This is a genomic window from Arthrobacter sp. Z1-9 (assembly GCF_054792695.1).
Genome location: NZ_CP096456.1, coordinates 23,458 through 38,531, shown reverse-complemented (window position 1 = coordinate 38,531; position 15,074 = coordinate 23,458). Strand labels below are relative to the sequence as shown.

Sequence of the window (15,074 nt, the reverse complement as noted above, 5' to 3'; positions counted from 1 at the left end):
GTTCTTGATCGCCAGCTGACCCTTCTTTCGAAAGAGAGCATGATGACAGAGAACCAATGGCCCCAGACGCCCAACCCTGCTATCACGGACCCGTATGGCGCCTCAGAGGTTGGTGCTGAAGACACCTACACCACCCCGGGTACACCGGACTCCGGCGCCAGTTCCAAAAAGCAGGCCGCCAAGGAAGAGGCTTCGAACGTGGCCGGCCAGGCCGCGACCGCAGCACAAGGTGTCGCCCAGACGGCCAAGGAGGAAGCGGCCAACGTTGCTTCCGAGGCAAAGTCCAGCGCGCAAGACCTGCTGTCCCAGGCAAAATCAGGACTGTCCAGCCAGGCCGGAACACAGCAGCAGAAGGCTGCCGAAGGCATCCGCACCATTTCCAGCCAGCTGCAGAGCATGGCCGAGGCCCCGGACCAGCAGGGCATCGCCAGCGACCTGATCCGCCAGGCTGCCCAGCGCAGCGAATCCGTGGCTTCATGGCTTGAGAACAAGGAGCCGGGCGATCTGCTCGGCGAGGTCCAGAGGTTCGCCCGCAACAAGCCCGGTACCTTCCTCCTGCTTGCCGCAGGCGCAGGCGTCCTCGCAGGCCGCCTGACCCGCGGCCTCACCGCCGGCGCCACTGGGTCACAGAACGCAGTACCGGCCGCGCCATCGCAGCGCGCCGTGCAGCCCCAGCCGGTTGCACCCCTCCACCAGGAGACGGTTTATGCCGCAGGCACCGACGATCTGTTCAAGGAGCCGGTAGTCGGCACGCGTGGACCGGTATCCACCTCAACCCTGCCGTCGGGAACCGCGGAGGACTCTCCCCTCAGGTTCGAGGATGACCCCTACCGCGATGAGGACGGCAGCTACCACGCTGCAGACGGCACATACCGGTCGACGGAAGGACGCCAGCTGTGAGTAGTTCTATTCCGGAACCGCCTCCGAGTGAGGCGCATGTGAAGGCGGACAACGCGTCGTTGGGTGAGTTGCTGGGTGATGTGACCCGGGACCTTTCCACGCTGATGCGTCAGGAAGTCGAATTGGCCAAGGCAGAGGCCAAGCAGTCCGCCACCAAGGCCGGCAAGGGCGCGGGCATGCTCGGCGGCGCCGGCGTCGCAGGGCACTTCGTGCTGGTGTTCCTGTCCCTGGCGCTGATGTTCGCCCTGGGCGCCCTGATGCCGCTGGGCTGGGCCGCCGTGATCGTCGCCGTGATCTGGGGCATTATCGCCGCGGTCCTGGCCTCGATGGGCCGCAAGGAACTCAAGCAAATCAAGGGCATCCCGCAGACCACCGAAACACTCTCCGAAATTCCCCCAACCCTAAAACCAGGTGAGGTAAACCGATGAGCGATAACCCGGACGCAATCCGCCAAGACATTGAAGAAACCCGAGCACGCCTGGGTACCAACGTGGACGCGGTCGCGGACAAGGTCACGCCGTCCAACATCGTCCACCGCCAGACCGACAAGGTCAAAGACGCCGTAACCGGGGTGAAGGAGAAAATCATGGGAGCAGCAGACAACGCCACTACCCGGGTCCAGGACAAGGTCTCTTCCGGCACCGGGCACACCAGCGGTGCCCTGCACAGCACCGGGGAGTCCCTGCACGGGGCCAAGGACACCGCCGCTGCAAAACTCAGTGGCGCCGGTGAAAACGTCTCAGCCAAACTCAACGACGCCGGAACCGCGATCTCGCACGCACCGGACCAGGTCAAAGCCAAAACCCAGGGCAACCCCCTGGCCGCGGGCCTGATCGCGTTCGGCGCCGGGATGCTCGTCTCGTCCCTGATCCCGGCCAGCCAGAAGGAACGCGAAGCGGCCGACCAGCTCAAGACCGCCGCGCAGCCCCTGGCCACCCAGGTCACCGACGCAGCCAAGGACATGGTCCAGGACCTGAAGGAACCTGCCCTGGAAGCTGTGGACAACGTCAAAGCCACCGCCACCGACGCCGCCCAGAACGTCAAAGCCGAAGGCCAAAGCGCCGCCACCGACGTCAAGGACCGCGCCGCCGACGCCAAAACCAACGTCCAAAACACCTAACAACGTTTAGGCACAGAAGGGCCGGCTCCGCAGGGAGCCGGCCCTTCCGTCGTCCTGGGTGTGAAAAGCGCAGCTATATCTGGCCCGCGGCCAGGTCTGCTTCCGCCTCGGGATTCACACTGGGACTTTCCTCCACAGTCAGCGAGGGCTTTGGTTCTTCCTCCGAAGTCTTCAGGGACCGCCATACGCCTACCCCGGCGCCGGCCATAAGCAGGAGTCCGGCGATCCACCACAACGTCCGCGCCGCCCTGCGCGCAGCCGGAACGGGGGCCGTGACGTTGGCGGCGGCTTGCGGCCCCATTCTCCGTATGCGTTCCTGAACCTGCGGGGTGAGTGTCTCCACGCCGCTGGCAAGCTCGTCAGCCAGCCGACGTAAAAGCGCCTGAAGGCGCGGTGAGGCGCTTTCAATGCCCGTATCCAGCCCCGCTACCGCTCTTTGCAGGGCAGCCTGCACCCCGGGCGTGGCCCATTCCCTGCCCTTGGCCAAATGGGGCAGAAGGCTTTCGATAAGACGGTGGACTTGCTCGGTTTCAGCTACTTGTGCGGCAGTGCGCATGGGTGCCTCCTATGTGCGTTGGGTGCCCTTAGCCTACGGTGGGCAGCACGAGAGAAATAGATAGCGGATCTTCCCTAAGAAACTTTTGGTCGATGTTTGGCTGCCAGGGCGGCCAGGTCGCGAATCAGCCGCTGCACCTCATGTTCCCGGCCCCCGGACGGCGGAGTTAGTCGTACTGCGCGGGGCCTTGCCAACGGGTTCTTGGGTGGAGTGGGAACAGGAGTGATCTTTGGCGGGGCAACGGTACGTGCTTCCGTTGCCGCGGGCGGAATATCTATGCTCATACGTCTCCCCTGACGTCGCTTCTTGCTGCCCTGTAAAGACACTTTAGAAAGCCAGAGGGCCAGGCGGAAGCATGTTTGGCCACCATCTGGATTATTGCGTCGATCTTGAGCTTTGCTCCATCAGGGAAGCCTGGCCGAAATCGGACAGGGCAAGCGTGCAACCCCGGAAAGAAAGATGCGCTGCGGTTAGCGCTTGCCCTTCTTGCGGGACCCTTTGCCCCGGCCCTTGTCCGGATTGGGGGCGTACCGCTGGGCTACCTTGGGCGCCTTCTTGGTTCCGCTGCCGCGCCGGTCGGGCTTGGGTTCCTTCTTCGGCTTGACGGGCTGGGCGGAGGGCTGCCGGGAGCTCTGGGCGGTACGCCCCCGGACGATCCCAATGAATTCCTCGATGACCTCGTCGGTGGAATCGGCAGGCCAGGCAACAGCTATTTCGGTAGCAGGCGCCCCGGTGAGCCGCCGCGCCACTGTGTCCTTGACGTTGAAATGACGGGCCACGGACATGGGCAGGATCACCAGGCCCGCTCCAGTGGCCACCACCTGCAGCGCAGCCTCGGGGCCGCCCAGCGCAGCCACGTCCAGGAAGGCCTCCTGCGCCAGGTCGGCCAGCGCCACTTCCTCGAACACTGAGATCTCATGGCCCTTGGGGGCAACCACCACGGGCTGCTCCTCATACAGCGGAATCACGCTGAGGCCCTCGCGCTCCACCGGAAGGCGGACGAAGCTGAGGTCTGCGGAACCGTCACGCAGCACCTGGACCTGCGCGCCGTCGTCGGACATAAACGCCTGCAGCGGAATGTCCAGCACCCGTTCTTCCCACCGGCGGATCCACTTGCCGGGCGTCACACCCGCCACGTAGGCGACGCGCAGCGTGCGGGGGGCGTCCGGCTCAGCCGGGGCGGAAGGCCCTGCGGGACCGGCGTCTGTCTGGGGGGCGTTGTCGGTGGGCACGTCTTCACAGTACCGTCCGCCCGGATACCCTTGAAGCATGACCTCTGCAAACTCCCAGTCCATGAAGCCGGCCACCGTTGCCAAGAAACTTGGCATCTACCTGCCCGCAACACCGCAGGAGTTCCAGGATTCAACCATCACCCGCGCCGAGTTCGCCGAACTCCAGGCCAACCCGCCGGAGTGGCTCGCCGAACTTCGGCGCAACGGTCCGCACCCCCGTCCCGTAGTGGCCCAGAAGTTGAACGTTTCCATCAGCGGCCTGGCCCGCGGCGGCATTGAGGAAGCGCTGACGACGGCGGAAATCACCGCACTGCTGCAGGCTCCCCCCGCGTGGCTGGTCAGTGAGCGCGCCACCCACGCCGCTGTCCGGGCCGAAGCCCAGCGGGTGAAGGAAGAGTCCGCGAAGAAGGAAGCCAAGCGGGCCCGCGCCCAGGCCGAGTAATCGGCGGGGCTTCTAGCCTGGGCTTAGGGGCAAGTCAGTCCTGGTGAAGTTGGATGTAATTGCCGCACCCGTCGTCGAACACTGCGCTGATCCCGGAGGGGTCTTTTGCCGGCTCCCCGCGGAAGGCCACTCCGGTTCCCGTGAGCCTCTCGTACTCCGCCTGCACGTCCGGGACGCCAAAGACAATTGCAGGCATGCCGGCCTTGTACAGGCCGTTCATGTAGTCCGCAGCAATCGGGTTGTCGCTGGGTTCCAGCAGCAGGCCAACTGATCCTGCCTCCGAGCCGGGGTCCTTGATGATGTACAGGTTGTACTCCGGCATGGCCATCAGCGTTTCGAAGCCAAGCGTCTCCGTATAGAAGGTATGGGCGGCAGCGGGGTCCTGGACGTGGATGCTGCACATTTTGAGTCTCATGGTCCCAAGGTACGTGCAGTCCCCCTGCCCGGAAAGCCCGCCCTTGCCCTGCTCCGCCGGTGCCTTGGCCATTGACCCCGGCATGGGAAGGCGCTGGAATGGTAGGAGCAGCCCGGCCTTCCCGCCGGGCCTGCGGACGTGGAGGTGCAAGGTGGCAGCCATCGCAGAATCCCTGTTCCAGGGGGCGTGGGTCCTTCTACTGTGCGGATCCGTGCTGGTAATCAGCGTTGCGGCCACGGTTTTCCAGGTCCGACGGCGTGCCCTCGCCGCAGCGGGCGCGGAGCCTGAGCGTTCGGACCAGTTGTTCTGGGACCTGTTCCTGGGCGCGGCTGTAGCCCTTCCCGCCCTGCTCATCCCCGCTCTGACCTCCGCCTGGGCAGGGCTCTTGCTCGCATGCGCGGCCGTCGCTTCCGGTGTCGCTGCATACCGGGGCACCCCGCGGATAGTGGGATGGCTGTCCGCCCGGCGGCAGCGCCGGGAGTACCTGCCCCTGCACACCGCTGCGCAGGCTGAACACACTGTGCTGCTGGAGCGCTGGCGCCGGTACGAACTGGATCCCGCGTATTGCATCGACTACCCCACAATGACCGACGTCCGGCTGCCCCAGACCGCTGCCGTGATCAAGGCCATGCGCGAGGCCGAGCAGCTTCGGGCGGCCGGGCACCAAGGCTACCCGCCCGCCGTCGAACGCTTCGGCCGTGCCCTCGCCGACGCCGAACGCGCGGCCGGAATCCCTGCCGGCGGGCACTGAACTACCCGGCCCGCGCATTAACCGCTGTGTCACTGCCGTTGGAATCCGGCGGCGGAGCCCCGTAGCATCCGAGGATGGAGCCTCAACAAACACAAAGCCGTGACCGGTTCGGCAGGCGGCTGGAGGACCGGGAAGTCTGGCGCCAGGCCACCACGCTGGACGCGGCGGGTGAACTGACGGCCAGATGGCTCGAGGGCAAGAGCGAGTATCAGGCCGCCACGTTCACTGCCACGTACGACGCTGAAACCGCAGCCATCGCCTCCGCCCTCGCTTCCCTGAACAGGAGCGGGTTCTTCACCAAGGAATCGCAGCCCGGCCTGAGTTCCAACGGCATCGCCCAGCGCCAGTACGTCACCGGCTTTTGCAGTGCAGAAGCTGCCGCGGAACTCCTGGCTCTTTCCACCCGCTCCGAACTGGTTACGGTGGTGCATGCCCCGGGCGAGTCCAGCAGCGCCGCCATTCCGGTCACGCTGGACCGCGGCGAGGTGGTGACGGTCCTGGGGTCCAGCGAAAACCCCGTGACGGAGGAGCAGATCCAGGACTGGGCCGATGAGACCAACGAAACGCTGGCGCTCCTGCTCGCGGACTCCTGGTACGTGGAGATCCTCGATCCGTCCTGGGGCCGGGACGACGTGCTGCTGCCCGCCGCCCTCGGCGCCCTCAGCCGGTCGTAGGGCCTAGAGCTCTACTGTGCCGCTTTCACCCACGCTCATCCGGCTGTGGGTGACCTTGGACTTGACCCACTGGAACACGGTTGCGGCGGTTCCGCCCGGGCTGGTCCAGTATTCGGCGGAGTCGGAATCGATGCGGAGCAGGCATACCTCAGGGGTGTCCGGACCGTCCGGGAACCACGCTTCAACGGCCTGGTTCCACATGCTGCGGATTTTTTCCCGGTCGGTTACTACCTCAGCGGTTCCTGCAACGGAAACCCATTCGGTCTTCTTGCCGAAGGACACGTTGACGCGCGGGTCAGCCCGGACGTGCGCCACCTGCGACGTGCCCAGGCCGGTGAAGAACCACATGTCGCCGTCGTCCTTGACATCCTGGACCGCCAGCGGCCGGCTAACGAGGGCGCCTTCCTCGTTGATGGTGGTCAACATTCCGATGCGGGAATCGTTAATAATGTCCGTGACCTTGCTGATGCTCTCGGTGTCAGTCATATTTCACCTCGTTCGTCTGCATGCGGGGACGCTCCCCATCCGCCAGCCTATTAGTAAGCATGCTTAGATTCCACCCGGTGGCCCCTTTTTGCCTCCGGCCGCCGCGTGTCCGGCCTAGGCAGGCACCGCTACCCTTGCTGCTTCGCAGATGCGTTCTGCGGTGCGGCGGCCCATCCGGATGGCACCGTCAACGTGCTGGTAGCCTTCCGCAGCCAGATCCGAGGAGGACCAGTAGATGGGCCCGACGTTGGCGTGCTGGTCCTTGCCGTAGCGGTGGAGACCGCCGAGGTCGTAGCTGGAGGCGTAGGCGCCGCGGGTCCACTCCTCCGAACCCCAGTCCGACTCGTAGTAAACCTCGGGCTCCAGCGCCTCTGCGCCCAGGAAGCCGGCAATGGACTCCAGCACCGAGCGCTTGCGTTCTTCGGCGCTCAACGCAAAGACGGCGTCGGCCTTTTCATCCGAAATGAAGCCCACCAGGGTTCCCCGGGCGTCCCCGAAGTTGGTGTTGTCGTACACCTCCTGGACCAGGGACCCGGCGCCGAAGCAGGTGCCGGACAGTCCGGAGTTCCGCCAGAACGGCCGGCTGTAGACGGCGTGGACCTTGATGACCAGGCCCAGTGACTGGTGCTGGTGCATCTGGTGCTGGCGGCGGGGCAGCGGCGGGTTGAACGAGACGCAGGAATAGAGGTTGGGCGGCACGGCCATGATCACGAACCGGGCGTTTACAGTGGCCCGTTCCGAGACGACGCTGACGCGGTGCCCGCCGTCGGCGTCCGGCTCCCAGTTGATGGTGCGCACCGGGGAGTCAAGGACGACGTCGTCCCCCAGCTCCTGCGCGATCAGCAGGGACACCTGCTGCATGCCGCCCACCACGCGCCGGTCCAGGATGAAGTCCTCGTCCGTGAGGTGGGTGAAGGACCCGGCGGAGGCGGCCATCAGCACTGCCTGCAGGGCGGAGAACGCGTGGGCGGGCTTGGTGAGCATGCCGCCGGCGATGAACAGGCCGATGTTGTTGCAGGCTTCCTCGTTGGCCGAGTACTGCCGCAGCCAGTGGTGGAAGGAGATGGTGTCCAGCTCACGCGCTTTCGGATGCGCCCACGGCTCCACGGCGCCGATCTCGGCGGCCAGCCCGTCCAGCAACCCGATCAGCTTGTCCATCTCGGCTTCCGTCTCCGGATCCACGGGGAACGAGTCACCTGTATAGCGGACCGGAACTCCGTCGGCTCCGATATACATCGAGTCGCCTTCGCGGTACCGGGGGTACGTCTCCAGTCCGAGTTCTTCGAGTAGTTCCAGGAGCACGGTCTGGTCCGGCGAGACCCACTGGCCACCGATCTCCAGCATGGCTCCGTCGACGGTGTCGGTCCAGGTGCGGCCGCCGACACGGTCGCGCGCCTCAAGCACGGCAACGGTGAGGCCGGCCTTCTTCAGTTCACGGGCTGCGGTAAGTCCGGACGGCCCGGCTCCGACGACCACGACGTCGCGGTTCAGGTTCAGCATGTTGTCCTCTCTTGGGTCCCCGCAGTGATGCGGAACACTAAATGAATGCCATTCATTTATTAGAACTATAGCGGCTCCCCGCACGGACCGGAAGTCCCGGATGGAATAATGCAATGCTGGAGACCACCAGAGAAAGGCCAGTCATGCCGGCAGTACCAGCCGTACAGGGACGCTCCGCCGGAAAACCCGGCGGCGCCAGGAGGCGGGCGGGCCGGCCCTCTGCCGCCCTGCTGGGCAAAGCCGGGATTACGGCGGCGGCGCTGGAGCTGATCAGCCGCAAGGGCTATGACGGACTCACCATGGCGGGCCTGGCCAAGGAACTGGACGTGGCGCCGTCGGCCCTTTACAACCACGTTGCCGCGAAACGGGACGTCCTGCTCCTGGTGGAGGACCACCTCACCTCGCTGGTGGATGTGTCGGATTTTGGCGTGGCACCGTGGGAGGATGCCGTCCGCAGTTGGGCGTGGAGCTACCGCAACGTCTTCGCCGAGCACACCCCGCTGATTCCGGTCATCGCCGTCCTTCCGGTGACGGATGCGCCGCAGACACTGGCGATGTACGAGACCGTGAGCAAGGGCTTTCTCGACGCCGGCTTCCCCCAGGACCGTGTGGTGTCCTCCATCGTGGCGCTCGAGTCCTTCATCTTCGGCTCCGCGTACGACGTCACGGCACCGGAGGACATTTTCGATTCCGGTTCCATGGCCGGCACCACGCCGAACTTCACCGCCGCGGTCCGGAGCGCCGCTGCCCGCAGCGCTGCTGACGGGCCGGTGCGGCCGGCTGACGCGGCCTTTGAGCTTGGACTCGAGGCGCTGATTTCAGGGCTGGGTGCCCTGCGGGGCTGATTGCCCCCTAGTCTTCGGCAGCGGCCAGCTGGCCACAGGCGCCGTCGATCTCCTTGCCGCGCGTGTCGCGCAGGGTGCAGGGCACACCCGCGGCGCGGAGCCGCGCAATGAATTCCTGCTCCACCGGCTTGTCAGAGGCGGTCCAGATGGAGCCGGGGGTCGGGTTGAGCGGGATCGGGTTCACGTGCACCCAGCCGCGGCCGCGCTGGTTGAGCTTCTTGCCCAGCAGGTCCGCACGCCAGGGGTGGTCGTTCATGTCCTTGATCAGCGCGTACTCGATGCTGACGCGGCGGCCCGTCTTGCGGTAGTAGTCGTAAGCCGCGTCGAGCGCCTCGTCCACCTTCCAGCGGTTGTTGACCGGGATCAGCTCGTCACGGAGCTCGTCGTCGGGAGCATGCAGGGACAGCGCGAAGGTGACCGGCAGGTCCTCGTCCGCAAGCTTCCGGATGGCGGGGACAAGGCCCACCGTCGAGACCGTGATGTTCCGGGCGGACATGCCCAGGCCCTCAGGCGCGGGATCAATAAAGCGGTGAAGCGCGGCCATGACACGCTTGTAGTTGGCCAGCGGCTCCCCCATGCCCATAAACACGATGTTGGTAACCCGCTCGTCGTCGTGCTCCTGGGGGCCCAGCCCACCGGCTGCTATCACCCGGTTCGCAGCGACCACCTGGTCAACGATCTCAGCAGTGGACATGTTGCGGGTCAACCCGGCCTGGCCGGTGGCGCAGAACGGGCAGTTCATGCCACAGCCGGCCTGGGAGGAGATGCAGAGAGTGATGCGGCCGGGGTAGCGCATCAGCACGGACTCGACCAGCGCGCCGTCGAACAGCCGCCAGAGGAACTTGATGGTGTCCCCCTTGTCGCTGCGCTGGCGGCGGACCTCGGTGAGCAGCGGCGGGAACATCTGGGAGACGAGTTCCTCCCGGCCGGCCTTGGGCAGGTCGCTCATGGCTTCCGGGTCAACGGTCCAGTGCTGGAAGTAGTGGGTGGAAAGCTGTTTCGCCCGGAAGGCGGGGAGGCCAAGCTCCTTCATCTTCGCGCCGCGCTCGGCCAGGCTGAGGTCAGCCAGATGCGTGGGGGGCTGCTTCACCCGCGGTGACGCGAACTGGAGCAGCGGCCGGCCCTCGACGGTACGCGCCTGCTCCCAGCCTTCGGCAGTCGGGCGGACCTGCGGGCGCGTGCTCTCCGGGGCCTCTTGACGGGCGCGCACGGGAGCTTCGGAGGAAGGAGTGGGGGAAGTCATCCCTTCTATTGTCCCATGCCTTGCTATCGCTGAAAAAGGGCCTCCGCACTGTCCGGCCCAGGGGGAATCCCGCAGCGCCTTACCTGTAGTGCTCAGCCAGCCTCGCCAGGCCGTCATCAAGGGAAACAGCGGGCGCCCAGTTGAGCAGTTCCCGGGTCTCGCGCTGGTCGAACCAGTGGGCGGTGGAGAGCTGCTCGGCGAGGAACCTGGTCATCGGCGGCTCCTCTTTCCGCCCCGTCCAGGTCCAGAGATTCTCCACCACCGCTCCGGCCGCCCGCGCCACCGCACCCGGCACAGTCCACGACGGCGCGGGGACGCCTCCTGCAGCACAGATGCCGGCCAGCAACTCACCGACCGGGCGGGGCTCACCGTTGCTGACCACCAGGGCCCGGCCATGGACGCGTTCCATGCGGTGCAAGGCTGCGACGATTGCCGCGGCGGCGTTGTCCACGTAGGTGGTGTCGATCAGGGCCGCACCTGCATCGAGCAGCGGCAGGCGGCCGCGGCTGGCGCGTGCAAGCACGCGTTCCACCAGCTGGGTGTCCCCCGGGCCCCAGACGATGTGCGGGCGCACCGCCGCGACCCGGAAGTCCGGTGCGTCCGCTGCCAGTGCCAGCAGCTCCGCCTCGGCCTTGGTGCGGGAGTAGTCGCCGTGCGCGTGCTGCGGGTCTGCCGGCTCCGCACCCTGCCCGGCGATGGCGGCACCGGAATTGGCCACGGACGGGGAGGACACAAACACTACGTCCCGCGCCCCGGCCGCACGGGCGGCATGGAGCAGGCGGCGGGTCCCTTCGACGTTCACCTCATCGAACTCAGATGCCCGGCCCGTGAAGGAAACCTTCGCGGCCAGGTGGATGACTCCTTCGGCACCTTCCACTGCCCGCCGGAGCGCTTCACCATCCGTGACGGACCCGGAGAAGTCCGTGGCGCCGTCGACCCCTGATGGACGGCGCTGGAAGGCGACCACGTCATGGCCCTGGCGCACCAGCAACCGGGCCACTTCTCCCCCGAGCAGCCCGCTGGCGCCGGTGACGAGGACCCTCATGGCTTTCCCGGCCTGCCGCCTGCCAGCACCCGTGAAGCCCAGCGGGACAACCGGCTTCTGTCGATCTTGGCGTTGTGCCGGATGTCGGTGGGCTGCTCGGGGACGACAAGCACCGCGGAGACCTGGACGCCGGCCTCAAGGGCGGCCTTACGGACGCTGCTGGCGAGATGGGGCTCTGCCAGTCCGGCTTTACGGGCCGGAGGTACGGTCTCGACGACGGCGACCACGGCCTGGGTGCCTGCCGGTCCGACGCCGGTGATCGCCGCCAGCCGCACGCCATCCAGGCGTTCGATGGCCTGTTCGGCGCCCACTGGCGTCACCACGGCAGCGGGCGCCGTCACCACGTGGGCGAGACGCCCCTCCACCCAGAGCCGGCCGGCGGCGTCGAAGTGCCCCACATCGCCGGTGCGGTGCCATCCGGGCAGGCTGGCACTCTCCTGCTGGGTCAGCCAGAGCCTGTCGTAGGCTTCCTTGACGTGCGGGGCGCAAACCAGGATTTCGCCGGTGATGCCCGGCTCGGTCGCAGGAATGGATCCGGGTGCGGTTCCGTCCGCGGCCAGTGGGAGGACGGCCACCCGGGCGCGGTGCACCAGCCGTCCCACGCACACACCATTGCCCGCACCCGCCACGGCGGCGGGAGTCTCAGCACCGGCGGCAGCGTCGGCGTCGGCGGCCTGAATCTCCTCCAAGCTGATGTCGGTGACCGGCAGCGCTTCCGTCATCCCGTACGGGGTGTGCAGGGAGGCCTTGGGCATAAGCCGCTGGACCTCTGCCAGCAACGGTTCCGGGACGGGCGCGCCGGCGGAGAGCAGCAGCTCAACACGCTCCAGCGCCTCATGCCCCGCCGCGCTCACACCATCCTGTGTGGCGAGGACGTTGCGCAAAGCCGCCGGTGAAGCGAACACCACTGTGGCGGCTATGGCCGCGGCCGCGTCGGCGAGCGCAGTGGCCGTCAGGGTGCGGGGGGCGGTGACGTCCATGGCCGGTGTCACCGACACCGCGCCGAGCGCTGGTCCCAGCAGGGCAAACGGAGCGAAGCCCGCCACCAGCCGGGCACCGGAACGGATCCCGAAGGTTGCGGCCACCGTGTCCCGCATCGCGGCCAGCCGCCCATGCGTGTAGAGCACGCCCTTGGCCGGGCCGGTGGAGCCGGACGTGAACAGTACGGCGGCCGGGGCATCCGGATCCACGCTGTCCGCCGGCGGCTCGGGGCTGCGTCGGGCTCCGGAACGGGACAGCGCATCGAGGGAGGCCTCCACTTCCAGCAGCCGGCGGCGGGCGGCCGGAAGGTCCCGGACGCTGATCCGCCGCCCCGGCCAGCCGAGCACCGCGGCCGCCGCGAGCGCCTTCTCGATGCCGATGAGGAAGTCTGGGGTGGCGCCCTTCACGGCACGGCTCAGGCCCCTGGTTCCCAGTCCGGCGTCGGCCACCACCACCACGGCACCGAGCCGCAGGCAGGCGTAGAGGGTGACGGTCAGGTCCACCCCGGGCGGAACCATCAGGCTCACCCGGCTGCCACTCTCCACACCGGCTTCCCGCAACCCCGCGGCGAGATCCAGGATGTTCCGGTCCAGCTGCTGCCAGCTGAGCGAGCGGGCAACCGTACCGTCCGGCGCCATTTCCGCGACGGCGGTATCTCCTCCCGCGGGTCCTGCCGCCTGCTCGCCGAGCTGGTCCCACAGGGGCCGGAATTCCGACGGCGCCGGCCCGGCCGCATCGTCGAGCCCATGGCTGCCGGGCGTTGTTGCTTCCGCTGCCGGAGACTCACTTCCGCTGCCACCAAAGTCAGCGGCGAGCCACTGGAACACCGGGCTGGCAATATCCCGGTCTTCCGCCACGAGATGCCCGGCGCCCTCGAAGCGGTGCACCTCCGCCTGCGGAAGCCTGCTGATGAGGTCCTTGAGGTACCGGTCCGAAAAAATGGGATCCCGCGGGCCCCAGAGCATCAGCGCCGGGACGGTCAGTCCGCGCAACCCTTCCGCCACGCTGCTGAGCGCGGGAAAGCTGAGATGGGATGCGTCCACGGGAATATCGGCAACAAAATTCCCTACCCCGGCCCGGCGGTTGGCTCCGCGGTAAGGGGCCATGTAGGCCTCCCGGACGTCCACCGGCAGCGGCGGGTTTGCCAGCGAGTGGGTAACCCGCAGGAAGGCGTCCGACGTCGTTGTTCCCCACTTGTGCACGGCGGGGTGCAGGGCAAGCCGCAGGGCTGGCGGGATTTTTGCACCGGAAGGCTGGTGGACGGCCGTGTTGGTCAGCACCACCCCCGTGACGTGCTGCGGATGGGCAAGGGCCCAGCCCAAGCTGATCACGCCACCCCAGTCGTGGCCTACCGTAACCAGCGGCCCCTTCAGGCCCAGTGCATCCGTCAGGTCACCCAGGTCGTTGATCCGGTCGGCCAGGCGCCGGAAGGTGCCGGTGCGCTCTGAGTAACCCATGTCCAGTTGGTCCACCGCCACAACGCGCCAGGGATGGGCCGGATCCGACCCCGCAGCCAGCAGCGTGCGCCACAGATAGGACCAGGTGGGGTTGCCGTGCACGCACAGCAGGGTACCGGCGGGAGCCAGGCCGAGGCGGGAAAGCTGGGCACCGTTGTCCAGCACATGCCAACGTCGTATTGTGCCTGGCGCGTCGACGCCGGAAGTGGACGCCACCTGAATCTCGCGCGACCATTCCGGGCGGACCCCGGGCCAATCGGAGGCTACCAAATGATTTCCATCATGGCGGTGTTCAGCCCGGATCCGACGCCCATGCAGAGCACCCGGTTCCCGGCTTCAAGGGATTGTGCTTCTGCCGCGAGGGTCATGGGGAGGGAAGCCGGCCCCACATTGCCCCAGTGCGGGAACGTGATGGGCACCTTTGCCGGGTCAAGGTCGATGGCGTCGATGATGGCCTGCGTGTAAGCATTGCTCACCTGATGCGTGACATAGCGGTCCATGGCGGTCCAGTCCCACTCCGGCCGGGCTTCGTGCCAGGCGTCGACGACGAGCTGGAGACCGCCGTCGAGCAGGCCCTTCGTGTCGGTGGCCATGCCGTCAATGCCGCCCACGCACAACTCATGGTGCTCGGTGCCGGCGCGCATCACACCGCCGACAATCCGGTGGGCGCCGGGGTGCTGGTCTGCGGGACCCAGGACTGCGGCAGCAGCTCCGGAACCCAGGGTGAGTGTGGCAAACTCCCGGTTGAAGTCCTCGCGCGTGGTCTCGGGCCGCTGGAGACGGGCCAGCGTGGCCTCCTGTGTGGCCTCGGCATCCTCGGCGTTGACGATCATGGCGTACTTAATCTGGCCGGAGTCGATCATGTTGGCCGCCAACGTCAGGCCGTTCACGAAGCCGAGGCACGCGTTGGCCAGGTCAAAGTTCATTGCTGATGACGGCAGGCCGAGTCCGTGGTGGATCTTCACCGCCACGGACGGTTCGAGATTTCGCCGCGTCACCGAGGTGTTGATCAGCAGGCCGATGTCGGAGGCTTCGACGCCGGCCTCGGCGAGGGCCTTTGCGCCCGCTTCGGCGGCAGCATCATCGAACGACGTCCCGGCGGCCCACCATCGGCGGTGCGTTACGCCGGCAACACGCTCAAGCAGCCGGGGCGGGAACTTCAGTCGCTGCAGGGTCGAAGCCAGCCTGCGGTCGAAATCGGTAGAACTCACGATCCTCGGAGCCTCGACACTGCTCACGGAGAGCAGCGCGGTGTTGCTGTGCCGGAAGGTTGCATTCCCTGCCAATTCAAGCCCCTGTTCGTTTCCGTCCTGCGTTTACGCGGTGACTGTACCCATAAGCGCAAGTCCAAAAGCACACTCAGAGTCTGCCCTGACCATACCGTTAGCCCACTGAACTCAAAACATTAATGATAAGCAGGCTTAGGA

Annotated in this window: 16 protein-coding genes; 7 read left to right on the top strand and 9 right to left on the bottom strand. The window is 66.8% G+C overall.

Translation table 11 applies throughout. From position 1 onward, the window contains the following. Positions 1–42: 42 nt before the first annotated feature. The 3 genes from M1D93_RS00215 to M1D93_RS00205 are packed head-to-tail and all read left to right on the top strand — an operon-like array spanning position 43 to position 2,020. On the top strand, positions 43–900 hold the full coding sequence (locus tag M1D93_RS00215; protein ID WP_461175078.1) for a hypothetical protein: 858 nt from the start codon (positions 43–45) through the stop codon (positions 898–900). After that, entirely contained in the window at positions 897–1,328 is a 432-nt protein-coding gene (locus M1D93_RS00210; protein WP_461173203.1) for a phage holin family protein, read from the top strand. Before M1D93_RS00215 ends, M1D93_RS00210 begins: the two co-directional genes overlap by 4 nt. Further along, on the top strand, positions 1,325–2,020 hold the full coding sequence (locus M1D93_RS00205) for a DUF3618 domain-containing protein (RefSeq protein ID WP_461173202.1): 696 nt from the start codon (positions 1,325–1,327) through the stop codon (positions 2,018–2,020). Before M1D93_RS00210 ends, M1D93_RS00205 begins: the two co-directional genes overlap by 4 nt. 73 nt (positions 2,021–2,093) lie before the next feature. Here M1D93_RS00205 and M1D93_RS00200 read toward each other — a convergent pair whose 3' ends face one another. Together M1D93_RS00200 and M1D93_RS00195 are read right to left on the bottom strand one after the other, a co-directional pair. Then, positions 2,094–2,576, bottom strand: a complete 483-nt coding sequence (locus tag M1D93_RS00200) for a hypothetical protein (RefSeq protein WP_461173201.1) — start codon at positions 2,574–2,576, stop codon at positions 2,094–2,096. A 470-nt stretch (positions 2,577–3,046) separates the two neighbouring features. After that, a complete protein-coding gene (locus tag M1D93_RS00195) occupies positions 3,047–3,883 on the bottom strand; it encodes a LysR family substrate-binding domain-containing protein (protein WP_461173200.1) in 837 nt (278 codons plus the stop codon). Here M1D93_RS00195 and M1D93_RS00190 point away from each other — a divergent pair. Further along, positions 3,846–4,250: a DUF5997 family protein gene (locus M1D93_RS00190; protein ID WP_461173199.1), complete on the top strand. Its 405-nt coding sequence runs from the start codon at positions 3,846–3,848 to the stop codon at positions 4,248–4,250. The two genes, M1D93_RS00195 and M1D93_RS00190, sit on opposite strands and share 38 nt — an antisense overlap. A gap of 34 nt (positions 4,251–4,284) precedes the next feature. Here the strand turns inward: M1D93_RS00190 and M1D93_RS00185 are convergent, their stop codons facing one another. Continuing rightward, on the bottom strand, positions 4,285–4,665 hold the full coding sequence (locus M1D93_RS00185; protein WP_461175077.1) for a VOC family protein: 381 nt from the start codon (positions 4,663–4,665) through the stop codon (positions 4,285–4,287). 151 nt (positions 4,666–4,816) lie between these two features. On the opposite strand from M1D93_RS00185, the gene M1D93_RS00180 reads away from it, so the two are divergent. Both M1D93_RS00180 and M1D93_RS00175 read left to right on the top strand, forming a co-directional pair. After that, positions 4,817–5,416, top strand: a complete 600-nt coding sequence (locus tag M1D93_RS00180) for a hypothetical protein (protein WP_461173198.1) — start codon at positions 4,817–4,819, stop codon at positions 5,414–5,416. 74 nt (positions 5,417–5,490) lie between these two features. After that, entirely contained in the window at positions 5,491–6,090 is a 600-nt protein-coding gene (locus M1D93_RS00175; RefSeq protein WP_461173197.1) for a DUF6919 domain-containing protein, read from the top strand. A 3-nt stretch (positions 6,091–6,093) separates the two neighbouring features. Here M1D93_RS00175 and M1D93_RS00170 read toward each other — a convergent pair whose 3' ends face one another. Together M1D93_RS00170 and M1D93_RS00165 are read right to left on the bottom strand one after the other, a co-directional pair. After that, entirely contained in the window at positions 6,094–6,576 is a 483-nt protein-coding gene (locus M1D93_RS00170) for a pyridoxamine 5'-phosphate oxidase family protein (protein WP_461173196.1), read from the bottom strand. A 114-nt stretch (positions 6,577–6,690) separates the two neighbouring features. Beyond that, positions 6,691–8,076 (bottom strand): flavin monoamine oxidase family protein, encoded by a 1,386-nt coding sequence (locus M1D93_RS00165; protein ID WP_461173195.1) that lies wholly within the window; start codon positions 8,074–8,076, stop codon positions 6,691–6,693. A 143-nt stretch (positions 8,077–8,219) separates the two neighbouring features. On the opposite strand from M1D93_RS00165, the gene M1D93_RS00160 reads away from it, so the two are divergent. After that, the gene (locus M1D93_RS00160) at positions 8,220–8,921 is read left to right on the top strand and encodes a TetR/AcrR family transcriptional regulator (protein WP_461173194.1); all 702 of its coding nucleotides are present in this window, start codon (positions 8,220–8,222) and stop codon (positions 8,919–8,921) included. A 7-nt stretch (positions 8,922–8,928) separates the two neighbouring features. Here M1D93_RS00160 and rlmN read toward each other — a convergent pair whose 3' ends face one another. The 4 genes from rlmN to M1D93_RS00140 form a co-directional block, all read right to left on the bottom strand. Beyond that, positions 8,929–10,164: a dual-specificity RNA methyltransferase RlmN gene (gene rlmN, locus M1D93_RS00155; protein ID WP_461173193.1), complete on the bottom strand. Its 1,236-nt coding sequence runs from the start codon at positions 10,162–10,164 to the stop codon at positions 8,929–8,931. Positions 10,165–10,243: 79 nt separating this feature from the next. Then, entirely contained in the window at positions 10,244–11,209 is a 966-nt protein-coding gene (locus tag M1D93_RS00150; protein WP_461173192.1) for an NAD-dependent epimerase/dehydratase family protein, read from the bottom strand. Next, on the bottom strand, positions 11,206–13,917 hold the full coding sequence (locus M1D93_RS00145; protein WP_461173191.1) for an alpha/beta fold hydrolase: 2,712 nt from the start codon (positions 13,915–13,917) through the stop codon (positions 11,206–11,208). The genes M1D93_RS00150 and M1D93_RS00145 overlap by 4 nt, the downstream gene beginning before the upstream one ends. Continuing rightward, on the bottom strand, positions 13,911–14,933 hold the full coding sequence (locus tag M1D93_RS00140) for a 3-oxoacyl-ACP synthase III (protein ID WP_461173190.1): 1,023 nt from the start codon (positions 14,931–14,933) through the stop codon (positions 13,911–13,913). The genes M1D93_RS00145 and M1D93_RS00140 overlap by 7 nt, the downstream gene beginning before the upstream one ends. Between the last annotated feature and the right edge of the window lie 141 nt (positions 14,934–15,074).

What these genes read in the sequence shown, in the direction of transcription:
- M1D93_RS00215 (WP_461175078.1), top strand. Translation starts at nt 43, where the DNA reads ATGACAGAGAACCAATGGCCCCAGACGCCCAACCCTGCTATCACGGAC.
- M1D93_RS00205 (WP_461173202.1), top strand. Translation starts at nt 1,325, where the DNA reads ATGAGCGATAACCCGGACGCAATCCGCCAAGACATTGAAGAAACCCGA.
- M1D93_RS00200 (WP_461173201.1), bottom strand. Translation starts at nt 2,576, where the DNA reads ATGCGCACTGCCGCACAAGTAGCTGAAACCGAGCAAGTCCACCGTCTT.
- M1D93_RS00190 (WP_461173199.1), top strand. Translation starts at nt 3,846, where the DNA reads ATGACCTCTGCAAACTCCCAGTCCATGAAGCCGGCCACCGTTGCCAAG.
- M1D93_RS00185 (WP_461175077.1), bottom strand. Translation starts at nt 4,665, where the DNA reads ATGAGACTCAAAATGTGCAGCATCCACGTCCAGGACCCCGCTGCCGCC.
- M1D93_RS00175 (WP_461173197.1), top strand. Translation starts at nt 5,491, where the DNA reads ATGGAGCCTCAACAAACACAAAGCCGTGACCGGTTCGGCAGGCGGCTG.
- M1D93_RS00170 (WP_461173196.1), bottom strand. Translation starts at nt 6,576, where the DNA reads ATGACTGACACCGAGAGCATCAGCAAGGTCACGGACATTATTAACGAT.
- M1D93_RS00165 (WP_461173195.1), bottom strand. Translation starts at nt 8,076, where the DNA reads ATGCTGAACCTGAACCGCGACGTCGTGGTCGTCGGAGCCGGGCCGTCC.
- M1D93_RS00160 (WP_461173194.1), top strand. Translation starts at nt 8,220, where the DNA reads ATGCCGGCAGTACCAGCCGTACAGGGACGCTCCGCCGGAAAACCCGGC.
- rlmN (WP_461173193.1), bottom strand. Translation starts at nt 10,164, where the DNA reads ATGACTTCCCCCACTCCTTCCTCCGAAGCTCCCGTGCGCGCCCGTCAA.
- M1D93_RS00150 (WP_461173192.1), bottom strand. Translation starts at nt 11,209, where the DNA reads ATGAGGGTCCTCGTCACCGGCGCCAGCGGGCTGCTCGGGGGAGAAGTG.